The sequence below is a fragment of the Thauera butanivorans genome (genome assembly GCF_048398245.1).
In the GTDB taxonomy this organism is placed as follows: domain Bacteria; phylum Pseudomonadota; class Gammaproteobacteria; order Burkholderiales; family Rhodocyclaceae; genus Thauera; species Thauera butanivorans.
Genome location: NZ_CP183038.1, coordinates 642,987 through 663,073, shown reverse-complemented (window position 1 = coordinate 663,073; position 20,087 = coordinate 642,987). Strand labels below are relative to the sequence as shown.

Sequence of the window (20,087 nt, the reverse complement as noted above, 5' to 3'; positions counted from 1 at the left end):
GGCTGAAGCCGCAGCGGCCGGCGCCCTGCCTTACGGCGTTTCGCCGCCCTGCGCTTTCCTCATCAGCACCACGTCCTTGCACGGCACTTCGCACTGCCAGCCGAAACGATCCGCCAGCCAGCGGAAGGTCGACTCGCGGTAGAACACCACGTGCGTCGGATCACGGCGGTAATGCCAGCCGGCGAAGCGGGCATCGTCGGCCTGGAAGCAGGTCATCACCGCCAGCCAGCCGCCGGGCCGCAGCAGGCCGTCGAGGCGGGCGAATTCGGCTGCCGGGTCATGGAAATGCTCCGCGGCCTCGGTGCAGGTGATGAAGTCGTAGCTTCGCGCCAGCACCGCAGCATCCGGCGCGAAGAAGGGGTCGTACAGCGCCACCGCATGTCCGGCTGCACGCAGCATGCCGGCCAGTGCCGGGCCGGGGCCACAGCCGTAGTCCAGCCCCGTACTCGCCGGCGCCAATCGGGCCAGCAGCGGCGCGGCCAGACGGCCGAGAAAGCGGCGATAAGCCGGATCGGCGGCATCGTTGCAATGCAGCGCGTATTCCGCCCGCTCGGCCGCCGCCGCCGGGCGCTGCGCGGGCAGCAGAAAAGTCGCCTCGCAGCGTCCGCAGCGAAGATAGTCCCGCCCTTCGACACACATGAAAGAACGCGCGCCGGCACCCCGGCACACCGGGCAGACCGCGGCGGATGCCGGCAGGGAGACTTCAGCCCTTGCGCTGCCGGGCACGCCTGGCCGCCGACAAGGTGGTGATCGCCACGCCGGCCAGCACCGCCGCGCCCGCCAGCCAGCGCTCCGCGCCCAGGTGCTCGCCGAGCATCATCATGCCGAGCAGGGCACTGAGCACCGGCACGCTCAGTTGCACCGAACCGGCGGCGATCGCGGTCATCCGCACCCGGACCCAGTACCACACCGCATAGCCCAGCCCCGACATCACGGCGCCGGACAACAACGCATAGGCCACGCCGACGCCGTCCAGCCGGATGGCGTCGCGCTGCAGGAACATCAGGCCGAGCGCCAGCGGCAGGGCCCAGATGAAACTGCTGGCGGTGTTGCCCACCGGCGTGTCCTGGCTGAAGCGCCCGAGCAGCGAGAAGCCGCCCCAGGCGATGCCGGCGATCGTCATCAACCCGGCAGGCAGCAGCGCCGGCGCCGACGCGCCCGGCGCCAGGAAGGCCACCAGACCGGCGAGTGCCAGCAGCACGCCCGGCAGGCTGGCACGCTCGCCGCGGGCATAGCCGTAGGCGATCATCGTCAGTTGCGCGCTGGCGAACAGCAGCAGCGCCCCCGCACCGGTGTCGATGCCGCGATAGGCGAAGGAAAAAGCCACCGCATAGATGAACAGCAGCACGGCGGACGGCCAGGATTTCTGCAGCGACGGCAGCCCGAGGCGCTGGAGCATCACGATCAGCGCCAGCATTGCCGCACCCGAGGCGAGACGGACGACGATGAAGGATGTCGGGTCGATGGCCGTGGTCTGCAAAGCCAGCCGGGTAAGCAGCGAATTGGCCGCGAAAGCCAGCATGGTGGCGGCCGTCAGCAGGACGATGAGCATGGCCTGCCTTGCCGCTCCGGCTGCATCCTGCGATGCCGCCGCCTCGTTTCCATTCATCGACCGTGTCTCCTCGAAGCCGGCAGCCGCAGGGGCGGCAGCGTGGCGGGTGCGATCCCACCATCTGATTTCATGATCGGAACGAAGCCTGCTGCCGGCCTGCCTCGCCGGCCGCCCTCGCCCAGCGCCGAGTCTACAAACAAAACGGGGCACGATGGCCCCGTTTTCGTTCGAATCGCCGCGGACTTCCTCAGAAGTGCAGTTCCATCTGGAACATCGGCGCCGTGGTCTTGATGCCCGGCTTCTGGTCGCCATTGGCGAAGGCATGGTTGCCGAACTTGTTGCGCCAGTATTCGTAGCCCACGCCCATCAGGAAAGTGTTCTTCTTGCCCCAGGCCATCTGGCCGACGTCGACCATCAGCGAAGTGCGCATCAGGGTTTCGGTCTTGGTCTCGACGCCGGCGTAGTCCTTGCCCTTTTCGCTATTGACGTTGATGAAGCCCTGGAACTTCAGCGGCACCGGACCGGCATTGAAGGGGATGCCCCAGGCCGCGCTCAGGATCCATTGCGGGTCGAAAGTGATGTCGCTCTTCGGGCAGGCGGGCGAGCCGAGGCCGCAGTGGTTCCATTCCTTGCCGTACAGCAGGCTGACGTCGAGGAAGCCCGGCACGTCGAACTTCAGCGTCGGGCCGATGACCAGCAGGCGCTTGCGCGGCGCGAAGGTGGTGTTCTTGGTGTTGAGGTCGAAGCCGGCGGTCAGCGCGACTTCCTTGACCGGACCGAAGGCGAGGCGCCGGTCGAAGATCTTGCCCAGATGGAACTGGTGACGGTAGGTCAGGTAGAACTCGGTGGCGCCGTTGCTGCCGTTGCGCGTCGTCGGATCCTTGTCGTCGGACTGGAAGACGTCGAGGTTCACGAAATGCTGCCCGATCGAATAGCCGCTGGCATGGGTGAGCTGCAGCACATGCTTGCGCACTTTCTCGGTGTTGTTGGGCTCGCGGAAGTCGGTGCCGTAGCGATAGCCGATGAAGGTGTCGCTCCAGGTCGCCGCCTGGGCGACGGCCGGCAGGGCGGCGAAGGCACAGGCGGTGGCGAGCGTTTTACCGCGAAGTTGTCTCTTTATCATTTTGGGCTCCGGAGAAAGGTTCGGATGGCAGGGGAAGGAAGCGGAACGAGAATCGGACAGATCGATGCAAACAGGCTGGCGAACGACTTTGCGTGCGCTTTTTGCAAGTTAACAGCACACTTCGCGTACGGAAATCACACAGCCGTGATAGCCCGCATCAGACTTGCCTGATACCGTGCATCCCGCTGCAACGCACAAACCATGCCAATCGCACATGCAATATGCAATTGCGCTGCCATCCACGGACGAAGCGCCCCTGTCGAGGGAATTTCCCACATCCACGCGGCTCGATAGACGTGTATGGTGACGGGGCTTTTCGACCGCAAGGCGCGCGAACCCAGGTTCGGCACGCAGCGCAGCCATAAGGAGGAAACACAATGAATGCGACCGCCACCGACTCCCTGCCCAGCGAAGCCGAGATTCGCCAGGCCCCCGCCGAGGAATACATGTCCGCCCGGCAACTGGCTTTTTTCCGCGCCCTGCTGGAACGCGAGCGCGACGCGCTGCTGGAGTCCGCCCACCGCACCACCTTGCACCTGCAGGAGTTCGAAAGCACGCCCGACCCTTCCGATCGCGCCTCGCTCGAAGAAGACCACACGCTGGAATTGCGCGTGCGCGACCGCGAGCGCAAGCTGCTGCACAAGATCGACGAGGCCCTGGTCCGCATCGACAACGGCAGCTACGGCTGGTGCGAGGACACCGGCGAGCCGATCGGCATTCCCCGCCTGCTGGCACGGCCGACCGCCACGCTGAGCGTCGAGGCGCAGGAAATCCACGAGGCGCGGCGCAGGATGCAGGGCGGCTGAACGCCGCTCAGGGGCGGGAGAGCCGAGCAAACTGGGCGACCGCAGCGGTCCGCGTTTCCACCCCGAGCTTCTCGTAGATGTGCTCGAGATGCTTGTTGACGGTGCGCGGGCTCATGTCGAGGATTTCCGCCACGTCGCGATTGGTCTTGCCGCGCGCCACCCATTCCAGCACGTCCATTTCGCGCGGGGTCAGCGGATTGGGAAGCGGGCTCGACGGCGCACCTTCCTCCGCAGCCTCGCTGCTACGAGTTTGCATCGCAGCGTTCATTTCGCGCGCGACACGCAGATGGGCCCGCAGCCGGGCAACCAGTTCGTCAGGCACCACGGGCTTCACCAGGTAGTCGATGCCGCCGGCCGACAGGCCTTCGACCAGGCGCTCGGTTTCCGCCAGCCCGGTCATGAAGATCACCGGCACGGTGCGCATGCCCGAGACCTGCTTGAGCCGGCGGCAGGTCTCGAAACCATCCATGCCCGGCATGCAGGCATCGAGCAGCACCGCGTCGGGAATGACGCGCTCGACCCGCTTCAGCGCGGTGGCGCCATCGGTCGCCACCAGCACGGTATAGCCGGCATCGTCGAGCGCCTCGGCGATCATGCGCACGGTGTCGGGCGCATCGTCGATCAGCAGCACGACCGCGCGCTCACGCGGCGTGCCATCCAGTTCAGTCATCGGCAGCCTCATCCAGCACTCGAAGCAGGGAGTCGAAGCGCAGCGCCATCGTCATCTCGCGCAGCGAGCCCAGCGGCACCTGCAGCTCGGGATGCAGGACCTCGAGTTCGTCGAGGCGGCGGACCAGGCCCTGCAGGTGGCCGAGATCGGCGAAGTCGCGCAGTTCGGCGCGGACGCGTGCGGACAGTCCCGACAGCCCGGGGGCCGGTGCGGCGGCGAGCGGACCAGCGGCCGGCGGCGACGCTTCGCCGGCCTCTCCCGCGCCCCGCCGCAGTGCATCCGACGCCGATGCCTGTACCGGCATGGCCTGCCCGGCGCCTGCACCGTGCGCGTCCGCATAGATCCAGCTCAGTCCCAGCCAGGCGCTCAGGCGCGCGAAGAGTTCGGTTTCCAGCACCGGCTTGACGATGAAATCGTCGCAGCCTGCCGCCTCACGCCGCTGCAGCAGGTTCTCGTAGGCATTGGCCGATACCATCACGATCGGCATGCCGTGACCGGCGTCACGCAGCCGGCGGCACAGCGTCCATCCGTCGAGCAGCGGCATCGACACATCGAGGAACACCAGATCGGGCCGCAGGCTGTCGAGCAGGCCCGGCACTTCGTCCGGCTGGCTGCACTCATGCACCAGGAAGCCGCGCGGCCGCAGCATGTCGGCGATCAGGCGGCTCTGGCCGGGCTGGTCGTCCACCACCAGCAGGCAGCGGCGGCGGCCGGCATGGCCGCGGATCTCGCGCTCGGGCCGCATTGCCAGCCTCGGCCGGGCGACGCGCGGCAGGTGGAGCTTGACGCGGAACACGCTGCCGCGCCCCGGCGTGCTGCTGACGGTGAGCTGGCCGCCGGCGAGCTCGACCAGCAGGCGGGTGATCGTCAGCCCCAGGCCGGTGCCCGGTACGCTGGCCACATCCGCCCCGGCGCCGCGCTCGAAGGGCAGGAAGATGCGCTCCATGTCCTCCGGCGCGATGCCGCAGCCGGTGTCGCAGACTTCGAACACCGCGGTCTCGCTGCGCCAGGCGATCTTCAGCCGCACTTCGCCGCGCTCGGTGTAGCGCACCGCGTTGGCAAGCAGGTTGATCAGGATCTGGCGCAGGCGGCCGGTGTCGCCCTGCACCACTTCGGGCATGCCGTCGCCGGACTCGGTACGGAAATCCAGCCCCTTCTTCATCGCTTCGAGGCGGAACATCTTTTCGATGTGAGCGAGAAATTCGCCGAAGCGGATTTCCTCGCGCCTGAACTGCAGGCGGCCGGCCTCGATGCTGGCGATGTCGAGCAGGCCGTCGATCAGCCCCAGCAGGTGTTCGCCGCTGCGCTGGATGGTGGAGATCGCATCGCGCCGCCGCCGCGGCAGGTCGGTGTCGCGCAGCATGATCTGGCAATAGCCGAGGATGGTGTTGAGCGGTGTGCGCAGCTCGTGGCTGATGCCGCGCACGTAGCGGCTCTTGGCCGCGTTGGCGGCCTCGGCATCTTCCTTGGCCTGCTGCAGCTTGGCATCGGTGTCGCGGTGGGCCTCGATCTCGCGCAGCAGCAGCTGGTTCTGGCGCTCGGACTCTTCCTGCGCCACGCGCCGGCTCTCATTGACCAGCACCAGCCACCAGATGCCCAACGCGGCCAGCAGCACCAGCACCGCGAAGATGCGCACGAAGGCGATGCCGAGATCGGTCTCGCCGGCTTCGGCGGCGATCAGCTCCTGCTGGTAGACCAGTGCCACCACTGCGGCGAGCACCAGGCAGCAGACCGAGAACACCAGCAGGAACTGCCCCACCCGCCGCGCCACCCGCGCCGAGGCCGGCGAGGGCATCCAGCCCGCCACCAGCGGCGCCAGACGCCCAAGCAGGCTGGGCGCCGGCTTGCAGCGGTCGCGGCAGCGCGCATCCAGCGTGCAGCACAGCGAACAGATCGCGCCGCCGTAGGCCGGGCACTGCGCCATGTCTTCGGACTCGAAGCGGTTCTCGCACACCACGCAGCGCAGCAACTGCGCCGGCCGCCACTGTGTCTCGCGCGGCCGGGCGAGGTAGTATCGGCCGCCGGTGGCCCAGGCGAGCAGCGGTGCGAGCACGAAGGCGGTGCCGAGCGAGATGAAGGGCGCGAAAGCCTGCGCCGCGGCACCCAGATGGCCGCCGAAGGCGACGATGCCCAGCACCGAACCGGCCAGCATCGAGCCCACGCCCACCGGATTGATGTCGTACAGGTAGGCGCGCTTGAACTCGATGCGGCGCGGCGACAGGCCGAGCGGCTTGTTGACGACGAGATCCGCCACCACCGCGCCGATCCACGCCACCGCCACGGCGGCATACACCCCGAGCACCTGCTCCAGCGCCTCGAATACCCCCAGCAGCATCAGCATCAAAGCGATCAGCACATTGAAGATCAGCCATACCACCCGCCCCGGATGGCTGTGGGTGAGGCGCGAGAAGAAGTTCGACCATGCCAGCGAGCCGGCATAGGCATTGGTGACGTTGATCTTGACCTGACAGATGATGACGAAGATGCAGGCCAGCGCCACCGCCGCACGCGGATCATCCACCACGTGGCTGAAGCCGGCCAGATACATCTGCGTCGGCTGCAAGGCCTTGTCCGGCGGCACCATCGCCTGCAGCGCGACGAAGGCGAGGAAGGCGCCGCCCAGCATCTTCAGCGCGCCGGGAATGATCCAGCCCGGACCGGCGGCGATCACCGAAGCCCACCAGCGCAGCGTGTTGCGCCTGCCCGGCGGCGGCAGGAAGCGCAGGAAGTCGACCTGCTCGCCGATCTGCGAGATCAGCGCCACCGCCACGGTACAGCCGGCGCCGACCGCCAGCCAGTCGAAGGTATTGCCGCCGTGGCGGCCGCCAAAGTCGGTGAAGGCGGCGTACAGCCCGGGTTCGCGCACCAGCATGAAAAAGAAGGGCGCCAGCAGCAGCACGACGAACACCGGCTGGGTCCACGCCTGCAGGCGGCTGATCCAGGTGATGCCGTGCGTCACCAGCGGGATCACGACCAGCGAGCTGAGCAGATAGCCCCACTGCAGCGGCAGCCCGAACCACAGCTCCAGCGCCAGCGCCATGATCGCCGCCTCGATGGCGAAGAAGATGAAGGTGAAGGAGGCGTAGATCAGCGAGGTGATGGTCGAGCCGATGTAGCCGAAGCCGGCGCCGCGCGTCAGCAGATCCATGTCCAGCGCCTCGCGCGCGGCGTAGTAGCTGATCGGCAGGCCGGTGAGGAAGATCACCAGCGCCACCAGGCCGATCGCCCATACCGCGTTGGTGAAGCCCCAGTTCAGCGCGATGGTGCCGCCGATCGCTTCCAGCGCGAGGAAGGACACCGCGCCGAGCGCGGTATTGGCGATGCGCGAGAACGACCACTTGCGAAAGCCGAGCGGCGCGTAGCGCAGTGCGTAGTCCTCCAGCGTCTCGTCCGCGACCCAGGCGTTGTACTCGCGGCGGATGGGGAGAATGCGCTGGGTGGCGGGAGCGGTCACGGCGATGGGCTGCGAATGGAAAAATCGGGTCGGCCCCGAGGTTCAGCAAAAGGCATTCCTGTCCGGCACATCCTGCAGCTGCGGCCCCAGGGCGGCACCGCGTCCGCCGCGCATGCACCGCGCCGGTGCATGCCGTTGATGCCCATGCACCGGCACGCGGCATCGCGGCTGTGCGCTGCACAAGACCATAGCGCCGCCGCCCACGCATCCCCATACGTCGTTTGACGTATTCGCCGCATCGCACCCGATGGGTAATTTGTGCACCGCAGCGAGACGACAAGCCGTCCCGCCTCCCGCACCGCCGCCCACCCATCAAGGAGCGATCCATGTCCGACCAGCACCTGCCCTCCTCCCCGCGCCGCAAGTTCATGCTCGGCGCCGCTGCCCTCCCGCTCGCCCTGGCGATGTCCCGCATCGGTCATGCCGCCGCGCTGCCCACTGCCCAGGTCAACACCACCGGCCTGGCCGTCACCGACACCGAAGTCGTGGTCGGCCAGCTGCACTCGGCCACCGGCACCATGGCGATCTCCGAGACCGGCTCGATCCAGGCCGAACAGCTCGCCATCGACCAGATCAACGCGATGGGCGGCATCCTCGGCCGCAAGATCCGCGTCATCAAGGAAGACGGCGCCTCCGACTGGCCGACCTTCGCCGAGAAGTCGCGCAAGCTGCTGGTCAACGACAAGGTCGCCACCGTGTTCGGCTGCTGGACTTCGGCCTCGCGCAAGGCGGTGCTGCCGATCTTCGAGAAGGAAAACGGCCTGCTCTACTACCCGACCTTCTACGAAGGCCTGGAGCAGTCGAAGAACGTCATCTACACCGGCCAGGAAGCCACCCAGCAGATCCTGTACGGCCTCGACTGGGCCAAGCAGGAAAAGAGCGCCAAGACCTTCTTCCTGATCGGCTCCGATTACATCTGGCCGCGCACCTCGATGAAGATCGCGCGCAAGCACGTCGAAGCCTTCCAGGGCGGCAAGATCGTCGGCGAGGAGTACTACCCGCTCGGCCACACCAACTTCAACTCGCTGATCAACAAGATCAAGATCGCCAAGCCGGACTGCATCTTCGCCGCCGTGGTGGGCGGCTCGAACGTGGCCTTCTACAAGCAGTTGAAGGCGGCCGGCATCACCGGCGCCAGGCAGTTCCTGCTGACCCTGTCGGTCACCGAGGACGAGATGCTGGGCGTCGGCGGCGAAAACTTCGCCGGCTTCTACTCCTCGATGAAGTACTTCCAGTCGCTCGACAACGCGAACAACAAGGCCTTCGTCGAAGCCTTCAAGAAGGCCTACGGGCCAAAGGCGGTGATCGGCGATGTCACCCAGGCCGCCTATCTCGGCCCCTGGCTGTGGAAGGCAGCGGTCGAGAAGGCGGGCAGCTTCGACGTCGACAAGGTTGTCGCTGCCTCGCCGGGCATCGAGCTGCCGACCGCGCCCGAAGGCTACGTGAAGATCCACGAGAACCACCACCTGTACAGCAAGGCCCGCATCGCCGAAGGCCAGCCCGACGGCAGCTTCAAGGTGGTGGCGGAATCGCCCGAGCTGATGGTTCCGGACCCCTTCCCCAAGGGCTACCAGTAAGCCCCGCCAGCCGCCGCGCCGCTCACGGTGCGGCGGCGCTGCCCCATCCGACCTTCCCCGGAGAAGCGCCATGTCCTTCGACGAAATCTACAACATCACCCTGATGCAGGGTTTTGCCGGCCTGAGCCTGTTCGCGGTGCTGCTGCTGATGGGTCTGGGCCTGGCGATCATCTTCGGCCAGATGGGCGTCATCAACATGGCGCATGGCGAGTTCATGACCATCGGCGCCTACACCATCTTCCTGCTGTCCAGCCTGACCGAAAGCCATGCGCCAGGACTGATGCAGGCCTATTTCCCCTTCGCCATCCTCTGCGCCTTCATCGTCGCCTTCGCCTTCGGCTGGCTGGCGGAATGGGCGCTGATCCGGCACCTGTACAAGCGCCCGCTCGACACCCTGCTCGCCACCTGGGGCCTGTCGCTGGCGATGCAGCAGGCTTTCCGCACCCTGATCGGGCCGAAGGAAGTCAGCCCCACACTGCCCGACTGGCTGATGGGCTCGTGGGAAGTCACCGAAGGCCTCGACATCCCGATCAACGGCATGTTCGTGCTCGGCCTGACCGTCCTCGTCACCGGCGGCGTGCTGCTGGCGCTCTACAAATCGCGCTGGGGTCTGCGCGTGCGCGCCACCGTCGCCAACCGCGCCATGGCCAACGCCACCGGCATCAACACCACCCGCACCGACCGCGTCACCTTCGCCATCGGCTGCGGCATCGCCGGCGTTGCCGGCGCGGCCTTCACCACCATCGGCTCGACCGGTCCGACCAGCGGCTCGCTGTACATCGTCGACGCCTTCCTGGTGGTGACCTTCGGCGGCGCCGCCAGCCTTTGGGGCACCGTGGTGTCGGCCTTCGGCATCGCCCAGACGCAGTCGATCTCGGAGTTCTTCCTGTCCGGCTCGATGGCCAAGGTGCTGACCCTGCTGCTGATCGTGACCATCCTGATGCTGCGCCCGCAAGGCCTGTTCGCATCCAAGGTACGCCGCTGATCCGGCGCCCTGACACACGAACCAACGGAGAGCCAATCATGGATGCATTCAAAACCTGGCTGGATCGCAGCGGCCTCGCCAGCATCGCGATCCTCGCCGTCCTGCTGCTGGTGGTGTTCCCGCTGGCGATGGACAGCTTCCGCCTGAACCTGGTCGGCAAGTACCTGAGCTACGGCTTCGTCGCCGTCGGCCTGGTGATGCTGTGGGGCTACGGCGGCGTGCTGAGCCTGGGCCAGGGCGTGTTCTTCGGCCTCGGCGGCTACGCGATGGCGATGTTCCTGAAGCTGGAAGCGTCCGACCCGCAAAGCACCGCCATCCAGTCGACGCCGGGCATCCCCGACTTCATGGACTGGAACCAGCTCACCGCGCTGCCGCTGTGGTGGGAGCCGTTCAACTCCTTCGGCTTCACGCTGTTCGCGGTGGTCGCGGTGCCGGTGCTGCTGGCCTTCATCATCGGCTACGCGATGTTCAAGCGCCGTGTCGGCGGAGTGTATTTCGCCATCATCACCCAGGCGGTGGCGTTGATCCTGACCGTGCTGATCATCGGCCAGCAGGGCTACACCGGCGGCGTCAACGGCATGACCGACCTCAGGACCCTGCTCGGCTGGGACGTCCGCAGCGACGAAGCCAAGACCGTGCTGTACTTCGTCACCGCCGCGCTGCTGCTGGCCTCGGTGCTGCTGTGCCGCTGGGTCCAGCTCAGCAAGCTCGGCACGCTGCTGCTGGCGATGCGCGACAAGGAAGACCGCGTGCGCTTCTCGGGCTACGACGTGTCGATGTTCAAGGTCTTCGCCTTCTGCCTGGCGGCGGCGCTGTCGGCGATCGGCGGCGCGATGTTCACGCTGCAGGTCGGCTTCATGTCGCCAACGCTGATCGGCATCGTGCCCTCGATCGAGATGGTGATCTTCGCCGCGGTCGGCGGGCGCATGAGCCTGGTCGGCGCGGTGTATGGCGCGCTGCTGGTCAACTTCGGCAAAACCTACTTCTCCGAGACCTTCCCCGACCTGTGGCTGTTCCTGATGGCCGCGCTGTTCATCGGCGTCGTCATGGCCTTCCCCAACGGCCTGGCCGGCCTGTACGAGAGCCACGTCAAGCCCTGGCTGGCGCGGCGCAAGGGCGCCGCCGCCAAGGCCGGCGAGCCGCCTGCCGGCACGCCGGGCAAAGCCGGCCAGCAGGCAAGCGCTCCGGCTTCGTCCAGCCCCGCGGCCTCCCACTCCACGCAAGCAGTCGCGGCGGACGGCGGCCTCGGCATCGGCACCAAGGTCAGCAGCCAGTCGGCCTGACGGCACAGGGAGACAGACATCATGAGCAACACCGACTTCGTCCTCGCGGTGGAAGACCTGACGGTCTCCTTCGACGGCTTCAAGGCCATCGACAGCCTCAACCTCTATGTGGATCGCGGCGAGCTGCGCGTGGTCATCGGCCCCAACGGCGCCGGCAAGACCACGCTGCTCGATCTCATCTGCGGCAAGACCAAGGCCTCGGCCGGCAGCATCAAGTTCAAGAACCAGGAAATGACCAGGCTACCCGAGCACATGATCGTGCGCGCCGGCATCGGGCGGAAGTTCCAGACCCCGTCCATCTACGAAAACCTCAGCGTGTTCAAGAACCTGGAAGTCTCCTACCCGCGCGGCCGCGGCGTGTTCGGCGCGCTCGGCTTCAAGTGCGACGAGGCAGTGAAGGCCAAGGTCGACGAAATCGCCGACATGATCGGCCTCGCCGACCGCCTCGAGCTCGAAGCCGGCCTGCTGTCGCACGGCCAGAAGCAGTGGCTGGAGATCGGCATGCTGCTGATGCAGGACCCCGAGCTGCTGATGCTCGACGAGCCGATCGCCGGCATGAGCGCGCGCGAACGCGAACTGACCGCCGAGCTGCTCAAGCGCATCTGCCGGAACCGCTCGGTGATCGTCATCGAGCACGACATGGAGTTCGTCGCCCGCATCGCCCACAAGGTCACGGTGATGCACCAGGGGAAGATCCTCGCCGAGGGCGCGATGGACAAGGTGCAGTCCGACCCCAAGGTCATCGACGTCTACCTGGGCCACTGATTCCGGCCACACCCCCCAATGGAGAACACCATGCTCAAGGTATCCAACCTCGTCGTGAACTACGGCCAGAGCGAGGCCCTGCACGGCATCTCGTTCGCCGCGCAGCGCAATGAAGCCGTCGCCATCATGGGCCGCAACGGCATGGGCAAGACCACCTTGTTCAAGTCGCTGATGGGCGTGCTGCCGCTGAAGTCCGGCAGCGTCGAGGTCGACGGCGTCGAAGTCGGCAAGGACGAAAGCTACCGCCGCGTCGCCAAGGGCATCGCCTACGTGCCGCAGGGCCGGATGATCTTCCCCACTCTCACCGTGCAGGAAAACATCGAGACCGGGCTGGAAAACGCCAGGGTCAAGAAAGTGCCCGAGGAAATCTACGCCCTCTTCCCGGTGCTGTGGGACATGCGCCGGCGCAAGGGCGGCAACCTGTCGGGCGGCCAGCAGCAGCAACTGGCGATCGCCCGCGCGCTCGTCACCGAGCCCAAGGTGCTGCTGCTCGACGAGCCCACCGAGGGCATCCAGCCCTCGATCATCAAGGACATCGCGAAAGCGCTGAACGAGATCCGCAAGATCCGCCGGATCACCATCGTCGTGTCCGAACAGGTTCTGTCCTTCGCGATGGACGTGGCCGACCGCCTGTTCGTCATCGAAGGCGGACGCCTCGTCCATGAAAGCGCGCGCGCCGACACCGACGAAGCCCACATCAAGCAGTTCCTCTCCGTGTAACCCATCAAGAAAGAGGTGTGCCATGCCTGAAACCCTGATCAAGGTCGATCTGAAGCAGTCCCCCTACGAAAACGAGATGGTGCACAACCGCTGGCACCCGGACATCCCGATGGCGTGCTGGGTCAAGCCGGGCGACGACTTCGTGCTCGAAACCTACGACTGGACCGGCGGCGCGATCAAGAATGATGACGATGCCGCCGACGTGCGCGACGTCGACCTGTCGACGGTGCATTTCCTGTCCGGCCCGGTCGGCGTCGAAGGCGCCGAGCCCGGCGACCTGCTGGTGGTCGACCTGCTCGACATCGGTGCCAAGGACGAGAGCCTGTGGGGCTTCAACGGCTTCTTCTCCAAGACCAACGGCGGCGGTTTCCTGACCGAGCACTTCCCCCATGCGCAGAAGTCGATCTGGGACTTCGAAGGCATGTTCACCAAGAGTCGCCACATCCCCGGCGTGCGCTTCGCCGGCCTGATCCACCCCGGCCTGATCGGCTGCCTGCCCGACCAGAAGATGCTCGACACCTGGAACGAGCGCGAAGTGGACTTCATCGCCACCCAGCCCGACCGCGTGCCGCCGCTGGCCAACCCGCCGGCACCGAGGACCGCGCACATGGGCAAGCTCAAGGGCGAGGCGCGCGACAAGGCCGCCGCCGAAGGCGCCCGCACCGTGCCGCCGCGCGAACATGGCGGCAACTGCGACATCAAGGACCTGTCGCGCGGCGCGCGCGTGTTCTTCCCGGTGTACGTCAAGGGCGCCGGCCTGTCGGTGGGCGACCTGCACTTCTCGCAGGGCGACGGCGAAATCACCTTCTGCGGCGCCATCGAGATGGCCGGCTGGGTGCACATGCGCGTCAGCCTGATCAAGGACGGCATGGCCAAGTACGGCATCAAAAACCCGATCTTCAAGCCCAGCCCGATCACGCCGAGCTACAAGGACTACGTGATCTTCGAAGGCATCTCGGTCGACGAACAGGGCAAGCAGCACTACCTCGACGTGCATGTGGCCTACCGCCAGGCCTGCCTCAACGCCATCGAATACCTGAAGAAGTTCGGCTACTCCGGCGCCCAGGCCTACTCCATCCTCGGCACCGCGCCGGTGCAGGGCCACATCAGCGGCGTGGTCGACATCCCCAACGCCTGCGCCACGCTGTGGCTACCGACCGAAATCTTCGAGTTCGACATCAACCCGGCGGCCGCCGGCCCGACCCGGTTCATCGATGGCGCCGTCGACATGCCGATCGCCTACGACAAGACCTGACCGCCACACGCCAGACGGGTCGCCGCCCTGGCGCGGCGGCCCGTGCCGGGAGCACACCATGCCAACCTACGAATACTTCTGCGAAGACTGCGGCGACTTCTCCGCGCTGCGTCCGATGAGCGCCCGCAACGAAGCCTGCCCCTGCCCCCACTGCGGCACCGCCGCTTACCGCGTGATGCTGAGCGCTCCCACGCTGGCCACAATGGACAGCACCAGCCGCAGCGCCCACGCCACCAACGAACGCGCCGCCCACACACCGATGACGAGCGCCGAATACGCCGCGCGCCACAAGCACGGGCCGGGCTGCGGATGCTGCGGCGGCAAGCCCTCGAAAGCCACCCTGCGTGCACCCGACGGCTCGAAGGCCTTTCCGACCAAGCGGCCGTGGATGATCAGCCACTGAAGAATCCAGCCACGACCGGACACGCAGCCCGCAGTTCGACTGCGTCAACGCCCCAGATCCTCCGCCACGCTTTTCACCACGGCACGGAAGAATGCCGCGCGCGGAAAGTCGGCAGACGAAGCGATGGTACGAACCAGCAGGCTGGGGTGTCCCGACAGCAGCAGCACATAAATCCAATGGTCGGACTTCACTTCGGCCAGCAGTCCCGATCCCGGCAGCAGGCTCCAGCCGGCGATCACCTGTCCGTCGTTCATCGGGCCCAGCGTGGCCAGTAGATCGTGGAAGTGAAGCAGGCCCGGCGAAACCGCGGTATGAGCAACCGCCGAATAGAGCGCGATGCTCTCCGGCAGGCGCCGGGCGACGAGCCAGGGCAGCCGCTCCCGTAGACAGCGAGGAACAAGCAGCGCACAACACGGCTGCCAGCATCAAGCCCGTACGCATCAAGCAAGACGCGTCATTGCTCCGCCTCCCAAACAGCCCTGTCACGAGTCATGGTTTCAGGCGTTTCTTCAGGGCATTTTCCAGAGCCTTCAGTTCGGCTTCGTCCTGCTCGTCGGCCTGACGTGCCTCGTCCTGTTTGCGGCGCCGGTCATAGTCCAGGTAGCGCAAGCCCGTGGTGCGCTCCATCTGCGCGTGGCTCACTTTGCCTGCATGCGTGAGCACAGGAAAGCCATTGCTGCTGATGATCTGGTCCACGTTCTGGCGCCAGAAACTCATGCGAATCTCCTCGCGGCGCTTGGTACGCAGCTCCGCCGTTTCCAGAAAGATCACCACCAGTCGGTTCAGGGTGTCGATCTCGTCCTCGGTCAGGTAGTTCTTGGCGATCAGAATGTCCTGCTTGCGCACCTTGTCGCCCGGCCAATGCAACAGGCCGAAGTATCTGTCGTCGGGGTTGGCACGAGCCACGATCAGTTCCGCCGCGGTCTGCTGCGTCACGGCGTAGAGCAACGGCTTTGTTCAGGTTAAGCGTGGATGAGTGGTAGAGTAGCGTAGTCGATATGACAGGGGGAGCCATGAACGCCCGTCAATTCAAGCGATTCCTCGAATCAGTCACGAAGCTTACGGCTGGGCAACTAGAGCAGGTTCGCAGCGCCCTCGCTTCCGAGCAGACGGTGCGGGCAAGCTACCGAGCTATCGAGGCTGCGCGCCCTTGCTCCTGTCGCCGGTGTGGTAGCGAGAAAGTGGTGCGGAACGGTGTCCAGAACGGCCTGCAACGCTTCCTTTGCCGCGCATGCGGCAAGACCTTCAACGCAGCGACCGGAACACCGCTTTCGCGACTGCGGGACAAAGACCAGTTCGAGGCCTACGCACAGTGCATGCGGAAGGGATACACCGTGCGGCAGGCTGCGGCTGAGGTCGGGCTGTCGCTGGACAAAGCCTTCCGGTGGCGTCACCGCTTCCTGAGCGAGGTTGTCGCTCATCAACCCAAAGGTGTTACCGGCATCCTTGAGGTGGATGAGACCTACTTCCGTGAATCGCAGAAGGGTTCTCGCAAGCTCACCCGCCCGCCGCGCAAGCGGGGCGGCAAGGCCAAGGGGCGCGGGCGCAGGAACAAAGACTGGATTCCCGTTCTTGTGGGGCGGGCGCGAGGTCAGGCCCTCACTGCCGACCGCGTGCTTGGTCGGCTGACCGGTGTCGAAGTGACAGACGCGCTCAAGGAGGCGGTCACGCCCGGCGAGACCATTCTCTGCACCGACGGTCACTCCGCTTTTCTCCACCTGCAGCGCACGCTCGGCGTGCAAACCAAGTCCTTCGTCGCGAGCTACCACGGGCCCGTCCTCGACAAGGTCTATCACGTTCAGTCCGCCAACCACTACCACGAGCGCCTCAAGTCGTGGATACAGCGCAGGCTCAGGGGCGTAGCCACAAAGTACTTACCCAACTACCTCGCCTGGCAGCGGCTCATGAGCTGGGGCAAGACCGGCGTTTCGGCCGAGGAGGTCATCGCGTCCGCCCTCGGCAGGCAGGTCGTCAACACCTGATCCGAGGGCGAACAGGCCGTTGCCGCAGGGCGCCTACGTGATGAGCCTTTCCTTGACGGCCTTCGCCAGCTCGGTGGCCTTTTCGGCGAGCCGCGCGAGAACCGAGCGATAGACCGCTCCGTCCTCTCGCTTGTCGACTGCCATGACCATTACGATGAGCGCGTCGTCCTCCACGCCGTAGACCAGCCGATACCCCTGCTTCCTGAGCTTGATCTTGTAGTAGCCCTCAAGCTCCCCGTGGAGCGCACCGCCGGGGACATGCGGGTTGTTCAACCGCTTGCGCAGGAGCTTGCGCAACGGCTCCTTCACCGAACCGTCGAGGTCACGCCACTCCTGCAACGCAGAGGGGATGAAGAAGAGCCGGTACTTGTATTTCCTCGACGGCTCAGATTTCGTCAATGTCGACCTCGACGGCTTGCTCCTTCTCGGCAACCCGAGCCAACACCGTGCGATACAGGTCTTGGTCGGCCAGCTCCTCTACCATCGCCTGAAACAGCTTCGGCTCCACCATGTAGAAGGCGGCCTTGTTGTGGTTGAGGACCGCCACCGGGCGGCTGTTCGCTTCGCGCAGCACGTAAGCGGGGTTCTTCTTGAACTCCGACATGCTGACCGTGATGTCCGTGAGAATCGTTTGCATAGCTCAGCTCCTTAATTAGCTCTGAATATAGCTACGGAGTTGGCTCATGTCAAGACTGGCGGCGGGCGGGCGCAGGTCGGGTCAGGGTTCATCCACGTTTTATCTGAACAGCGCCAGAGCAACAGGTTCTGTACCGTGGCAAAGAATATCTGCGTGGCCTTGTCGGTTTTGTCGTAGTCGCTCGCCAGGGAAAACAGATCGCGAACCTTTTGATAAAAGCGCTTTTCCGAGGCACGGATGTCCCGGATGCGGGCCAGCATCTCGTCGAAGTAGTCCGGGCGGCCATCCGGGTTCTTCAGCCGCTCGTCATCCATCGCGAAGCCCTTGAGCAAGTACTCCTTGAGCACCGTGGACGCCCAGCGGCGAAACTGCACCCCGCGCGGCGAGCGCACCCGGTAGCCCACGGCCAGAATGGCATCCAGATTGTAGAGCGTGACGCTGCGCCGCACCTGGCGGGAACCTTCGGTTTGAACTGTCAAGGATTCCTTGACAGTTGTCGCCGGGTCCAACTCCCCGTCCCCAAAGATGTTCTTCAAGTGCAGCGAAATATTCTGCTTGGTAGCGTCGAACAACTCGGCCATTTCAAGCTGGGTCAACCAGACCGTCTGCTGCTCGGCCCTCAGCTTGATCTGGCTGCGCCCGTCTTCGGTGGTGTAGAGGATCAGTTCGCTCATACGGCCGGCGTCTCGTTAAGGTGGCATTCGAGAATTCTATCTTGAGGCATCTCACGCAAGACCTTCGCCTGGCACTCCAGACCCGGGAATCCCGTGCTCTCGCAGCAACCGCCCCGGAACACGGCCTCGCGCCGGTGGCGCGCAACACCAAGGATTGCGCCGGTCTGTCCGTCGCGGTCTTCAAACACTGAACGCACTGATGCAGCGGCTCCCTACGACCTCATCCGGCACTGCCCCCAATACGTCAAACGACGTATTTGTGCATCGCACAATCCTTCCCACAATGGCGCCAGGCCTTTCGACCACCCGCCCTACACCGGAGACCCAGCCGATGAGACACGGAGACATTTCCAGCAGCGCCGATTGCGTGGGCGTTGCCGTCGTCAATTACAGGATGCCCCGCCTGCATACCCGGGCGGAGGTGCTGGACAATGCCCGCAGGATCGCCGACATGGTGGTCGGCATGAAGCAGGGCCTGCCCGGCATGGACCTGGTGATCTTCCCCGAGTACTCCACCCACGGGATCATGTACGACCCCAAGGAGATGTACGACACCGCCGCCACCGTGCCCGGCGACGAAACCGAAATCTTCGCCGCCGCCTGCCGCAAGGCCAGGGTCTGGGGTGTGTTCTCGCTGACCGGCGAGCAGCATGAGGAGCACCCCAACAAGGCTCCCTACAACACGCTGATCCTGATGAACGACCAAGGCGAGATCGTGCAGAAATACCGCAAGATCATGCCCTGGGTGCCGATCGAAGGCTGGTATCCGGGCGACTGCACCTATGTCTCCGACGGCCCGAAGGGGATGAAGATCAGCCTCATCATCTGCGACGACGGCAACTACCCCGAGATCTGGCGCGACTGCGCGATGAAGGGCGCCGAACTGATCGTCCGCTGCCAGGGCTACATGTACCCGGCCAAGGACCAGCAGGTGATGGTGTCGAAGGCGATGGCCTGGATGAACAACTGCTACGTCGCGGTCGCCAATGCCACCGGCTTCGACGGCGTGTATTCCTATTTCGGCCATTCCGCCATCATCGGCTTCGACGGCCGCACACTGGGCGAATGCGGCGAAGAGGACATGGGCATCCAGTATGCCGAACTGTCCACCGGCCTGATCCGCGATTTCCGCAAGAACGCGCAGTCGCAGAACCACCTGTTCAAGCTGCTGCACCGCGGCTACACCGGCAAGATCAACTCCGGCGAGGATGCTGCCGGCGTCGCTGCCTGCCCCTACAGCTTTTACGGCGAGTGGATCAACGACCCTGAAGGCACGCGCAAGAAAGTGGAAGCCATCACCCGCTCGACGGTGGGCACGGCGGAATGCCCGATCGACGGCATTCCCAACCAGGAAACCCGGCACCGCTGAACGCCCCCCCCTGCCGAGCCGCACATGGACCTCTCTTCCTACCGCATCGCCACCGAGCCCTACTACCACCCGACCGGCCACGAGATCGCGCTCTACGAGCACGCCTATGCCCACCGCCTGCCGCTGGTGCTGAAGGGCCCCACCGGCTGCGGCAAGACGCGCTTCGTCGAGTACATGGCCTGGCGCCTCGGCAGACCGCTGATCACGCTGGCCTGCAACGAGGACATGAGCACCGCCGACCTCGTCGGCCGCTACCTGCTCGACGCCGACGGCACCCGCTGGCACGACGGTCCGCTCACCACCGCGGTGCGCCACGGCGCCATCTGCTATCTCGACGAAGTCGTCGAGGCGCGGCAGGACACCACCGTGGTCATCCACCCGCTCACCGACAGCCGCCGCATCCTGCCGCTCGACAAGAAAGGCGAGATCGTCACCGCCCACCCCGACTTCCAGTTGGTGGTGTCCTACAACCCCGGCTACCAGAGCCACAGCAAGAGCCTGAAGCAATCCACCCGCCAGCGCTTCGCCGCGCTGGAGTTCGGCTATCCCGCCGCTGCGGCCGAAACCGACATCGTCGCCCATGAGGCCGGCATCGAGCCGACACTCGCCGCGCGCCTGGTGGATATCGCGGTCAAGTCGCGCCGGCTGCGCGAGCGCGGGCTGGAAGAAGGCATCTCCACCCGGATGCTGATCTATGCCGGCATCCTGATCCGCGACGGCCTGCCGCCGATCGACAGCTGCCGCATGGCAATGACCGCACCGATCACCGACGATCCGGACATGCAGGCCGCGCTGGACGCGATCCTGGAAGCGACGTTCTGACACGGCGAGC

21 protein-coding genes are annotated in these 20,087 nt (G+C 65.7%); 11 read left to right on the top strand and 10 right to left on the bottom strand.

Annotated features, from left to right (window positions below; genetic code table 11):
- Positions 1–30: 30 nt before the first annotated feature.
- The 3 genes from ACNQFN_RS03190 to ACNQFN_RS03180 form a co-directional block, all read right to left on the bottom strand.
- Entirely contained in the window at positions 31–639 is a 609-nt protein-coding gene (locus tag ACNQFN_RS03190) for a class I SAM-dependent methyltransferase (protein ID WP_068636217.1), read from the bottom strand.
- 64 nt (positions 640–703) lie between these two features.
- A complete protein-coding gene (locus tag ACNQFN_RS03185; protein WP_418647940.1) occupies positions 704–1,609 on the bottom strand; it encodes a DMT family transporter in 906 nt (301 codons plus the stop codon).
- Between the two features lie 190 nt (positions 1,610–1,799).
- Positions 1,800–2,675, bottom strand: a complete 876-nt coding sequence (locus ACNQFN_RS03180; RefSeq protein ID WP_418647939.1) for a hypothetical protein — start codon at positions 2,673–2,675, stop codon at positions 1,800–1,802.
- A 377-nt stretch (positions 2,676–3,052) separates the two neighbouring features.
- On the opposite strand from ACNQFN_RS03180, the gene dksA reads away from it, so the two are divergent.
- Positions 3,053–3,481, top strand: coding sequence for an RNA polymerase-binding protein DksA (dksA, locus tag ACNQFN_RS03175; protein ID WP_418647938.1), 429 nt, complete (start codon positions 3,053–3,055; stop codon positions 3,479–3,481).
- Positions 3,482–3,488: 7 nt separating this feature from the next.
- Here the strand turns inward: dksA and ACNQFN_RS03170 are convergent, their stop codons facing one another.
- Complete coding sequence (locus tag ACNQFN_RS03170; RefSeq protein WP_068637957.1) at positions 3,489–4,151, bottom strand: response regulator transcription factor; 663 nt, start codon at positions 4,149–4,151, stop codon at positions 3,489–3,491.
- Entirely contained in the window at positions 4,144–7,605 is a 3,462-nt protein-coding gene (locus ACNQFN_RS03165; RefSeq protein WP_245650941.1) for an ATP-binding protein, read from the bottom strand. The genes ACNQFN_RS03170 and ACNQFN_RS03165 overlap by 8 nt, the downstream gene beginning before the upstream one ends.
- Before the next feature lie 326 nt (positions 7,606–7,931).
- On the opposite strand from ACNQFN_RS03165, the gene urtA reads away from it, so the two are divergent.
- The 7 genes from urtA to ACNQFN_RS03130 all read left to right on the top strand — a co-directional run bounded on the left by urtA (position 7,932) and on the right by ACNQFN_RS03130 (position 14,593).
- A complete protein-coding gene (gene urtA, locus ACNQFN_RS03160; protein ID WP_068637953.1) occupies positions 7,932–9,182 on the top strand; it encodes an urea ABC transporter substrate-binding protein in 1,251 nt (416 codons plus the stop codon).
- A gap of 70 nt (positions 9,183–9,252) precedes the next feature.
- Positions 9,253–10,167 (top strand): urea ABC transporter permease subunit UrtB, encoded by a 915-nt coding sequence (urtB, locus tag ACNQFN_RS03155; RefSeq protein ID WP_068637951.1) that lies wholly within the window; start codon positions 9,253–9,255, stop codon positions 10,165–10,167.
- 38 nt (positions 10,168–10,205) lie between these two features.
- A complete protein-coding gene (gene urtC, locus ACNQFN_RS03150; RefSeq protein WP_418647937.1) occupies positions 10,206–11,450 on the top strand; it encodes an urea ABC transporter permease subunit UrtC in 1,245 nt (414 codons plus the stop codon).
- Positions 11,451–11,471: 21 nt separating this feature from the next.
- Complete coding sequence (urtD, locus tag ACNQFN_RS03145; RefSeq protein ID WP_068637947.1) at positions 11,472–12,215, top strand: urea ABC transporter ATP-binding protein UrtD; 744 nt, start codon at positions 11,472–11,474, stop codon at positions 12,213–12,215.
- Positions 12,216–12,245: 30 nt separating this feature from the next.
- Positions 12,246–12,935: an urea ABC transporter ATP-binding subunit UrtE gene (urtE, locus tag ACNQFN_RS03140; RefSeq protein WP_068637945.1), complete on the top strand. Its 690-nt coding sequence runs from the start codon at positions 12,246–12,248 to the stop codon at positions 12,933–12,935.
- Positions 12,936–12,957: 22 nt separating this feature from the next.
- Positions 12,958–14,190, top strand: a complete 1,233-nt coding sequence (gene fmdA, locus ACNQFN_RS03135) for a formamidase (protein ID WP_418647936.1) — start codon at positions 12,958–12,960, stop codon at positions 14,188–14,190.
- Positions 14,191–14,248: 58 nt separating this feature from the next.
- A complete protein-coding gene (locus tag ACNQFN_RS03130; RefSeq protein ID WP_068637942.1) occupies positions 14,249–14,593 on the top strand; it encodes an FmdB family zinc ribbon protein in 345 nt (114 codons plus the stop codon).
- A 44-nt stretch (positions 14,594–14,637) separates the two neighbouring features.
- Here the strand turns inward: ACNQFN_RS03130 and ACNQFN_RS03125 are convergent, their stop codons facing one another.
- Together ACNQFN_RS03125 and rhuM (ACNQFN_RS03120) are read right to left on the bottom strand one after the other, a co-directional pair.
- The gene (locus ACNQFN_RS03125) at positions 14,638–14,847 is read right to left on the bottom strand and encodes a hypothetical protein (protein ID WP_068637940.1); all 210 of its coding nucleotides are present in this window, start codon (positions 14,845–14,847) and stop codon (positions 14,638–14,640) included.
- Between the two features lie 235 nt (positions 14,848–15,082).
- Positions 15,083–15,541, bottom strand: coding sequence for a RhuM family protein (rhuM, locus tag ACNQFN_RS03120; protein WP_418647935.1), 459 nt, complete (start codon positions 15,539–15,541; stop codon positions 15,083–15,085).
- A gap of 65 nt (positions 15,542–15,606) precedes the next feature.
- On the opposite strand from rhuM (ACNQFN_RS03120), the gene ACNQFN_RS03115 reads away from it, so the two are divergent.
- Entirely contained in the window at positions 15,607–16,575 is a 969-nt protein-coding gene (locus tag ACNQFN_RS03115; RefSeq protein WP_282811043.1) for an IS1595 family transposase, read from the top strand.
- Between the two features lie 33 nt (positions 16,576–16,608).
- Here ACNQFN_RS03115 and ACNQFN_RS03110 read toward each other — a convergent pair whose 3' ends face one another.
- The 3 genes from ACNQFN_RS03110 to rhuM (ACNQFN_RS03100) are packed head-to-tail and all read right to left on the bottom strand — an operon-like array spanning position 16,609 to position 17,886.
- Complete coding sequence (locus ACNQFN_RS03110) at positions 16,609–16,974, bottom strand: type II toxin-antitoxin system RelE family toxin (protein ID WP_282811044.1); 366 nt, start codon at positions 16,972–16,974, stop codon at positions 16,609–16,611.
- Positions 16,961–17,212 carry a type II toxin-antitoxin system Phd/YefM family antitoxin gene (locus tag ACNQFN_RS03105; RefSeq protein WP_282811045.1) on the bottom strand — a complete coding sequence of 84 codons (252 nt, stop codon included), beginning with the start codon at positions 17,210–17,212 and terminating at the stop codon, positions 16,961–16,963. The genes ACNQFN_RS03110 and ACNQFN_RS03105 overlap by 14 nt, the downstream gene beginning before the upstream one ends.
- Before the next feature lie 44 nt (positions 17,213–17,256).
- On the bottom strand, positions 17,257–17,886 hold the full coding sequence (gene rhuM, locus ACNQFN_RS03100; RefSeq protein ID WP_418647934.1) for a RhuM family protein: 630 nt from the start codon (positions 17,884–17,886) through the stop codon (positions 17,257–17,259).
- A gap of 331 nt (positions 17,887–18,217) precedes the next feature.
- Here rhuM (ACNQFN_RS03100) and ACNQFN_RS03095 point away from each other — a divergent pair, with 331 nt between their 5' ends.
- Both ACNQFN_RS03095 and ACNQFN_RS03090 read left to right on the top strand, forming a co-directional pair.
- Complete coding sequence (locus ACNQFN_RS03095; protein WP_068637936.1) at positions 18,218–19,255, top strand: aliphatic amidase; 1,038 nt, start codon at positions 18,218–18,220, stop codon at positions 19,253–19,255.
- A gap of 24 nt (positions 19,256–19,279) precedes the next feature.
- A complete protein-coding gene (locus ACNQFN_RS03090) occupies positions 19,280–20,077 on the top strand; it encodes a CbbQ/NirQ/NorQ/GpvN family protein (RefSeq protein ID WP_418647933.1) in 798 nt (265 codons plus the stop codon).
- Positions 20,078–20,087: the final 10 nt, after the last annotated feature.

Excerpts from the sequence above, each read along its gene's own strand:
- ACNQFN_RS03190 (WP_068636217.1), bottom strand. The coding sequence starts at position 639 with ATGTGTGTCGAAGGGCGGGACTATCTTCGCTGCGGACGCTGCGAGGCG.
- ACNQFN_RS03185 (WP_418647940.1), bottom strand. The coding sequence starts at position 1,609 with ATGAATGGAAACGAGGCGGCGGCATCGCAGGATGCAGCCGGAGCGGCA.
- ACNQFN_RS03180 (WP_418647939.1), bottom strand. The coding sequence starts at position 2,675 with ATGATAAAGAGACAACTTCGCGGTAAAACGCTCGCCACCGCCTGTGCC.
- dksA (WP_418647938.1), top strand. The coding sequence starts at position 3,053 with ATGAATGCGACCGCCACCGACTCCCTGCCCAGCGAAGCCGAGATTCGC.
- ACNQFN_RS03170 (WP_068637957.1), bottom strand. The coding sequence starts at position 4,151 with ATGACTGAACTGGATGGCACGCCGCGTGAGCGCGCGGTCGTGCTGCTG.
- urtA (WP_068637953.1), top strand. The coding sequence starts at position 7,932 with ATGTCCGACCAGCACCTGCCCTCCTCCCCGCGCCGCAAGTTCATGCTC.
- urtB (WP_068637951.1), top strand. The coding sequence starts at position 9,253 with ATGTCCTTCGACGAAATCTACAACATCACCCTGATGCAGGGTTTTGCC.
- urtC (WP_418647937.1), top strand. The coding sequence starts at position 10,206 with ATGGATGCATTCAAAACCTGGCTGGATCGCAGCGGCCTCGCCAGCATC.
- urtD (WP_068637947.1), top strand. The coding sequence starts at position 11,472 with ATGAGCAACACCGACTTCGTCCTCGCGGTGGAAGACCTGACGGTCTCC.
- urtE (WP_068637945.1), top strand. The coding sequence starts at position 12,246 with ATGCTCAAGGTATCCAACCTCGTCGTGAACTACGGCCAGAGCGAGGCC.
- fmdA (WP_418647936.1), top strand. The coding sequence starts at position 12,958 with ATGCCTGAAACCCTGATCAAGGTCGATCTGAAGCAGTCCCCCTACGAA.
- ACNQFN_RS03130 (WP_068637942.1), top strand. The coding sequence starts at position 14,249 with ATGCCAACCTACGAATACTTCTGCGAAGACTGCGGCGACTTCTCCGCG.
- ACNQFN_RS03125 (WP_068637940.1), bottom strand. The coding sequence starts at position 14,847 with ATGAACGACGGACAGGTGATCGCCGGCTGGAGCCTGCTGCCGGGATCG.
- ACNQFN_RS03115 (WP_282811043.1), top strand. The coding sequence starts at position 15,607 with ATGAACGCCCGTCAATTCAAGCGATTCCTCGAATCAGTCACGAAGCTT.
- ACNQFN_RS03105 (WP_282811045.1), bottom strand. The coding sequence starts at position 17,212 with ATGCAAACGATTCTCACGGACATCACGGTCAGCATGTCGGAGTTCAAG.
- rhuM (WP_418647934.1), bottom strand. The coding sequence starts at position 17,886 with ATGAGCGAACTGATCCTCTACACCACCGAAGACGGGCGCAGCCAGATC.
- ACNQFN_RS03095 (WP_068637936.1), top strand. The coding sequence starts at position 18,218 with ATGAGACACGGAGACATTTCCAGCAGCGCCGATTGCGTGGGCGTTGCC.
- ACNQFN_RS03090 (WP_418647933.1), top strand. The coding sequence starts at position 19,280 with ATGGACCTCTCTTCCTACCGCATCGCCACCGAGCCCTACTACCACCCG.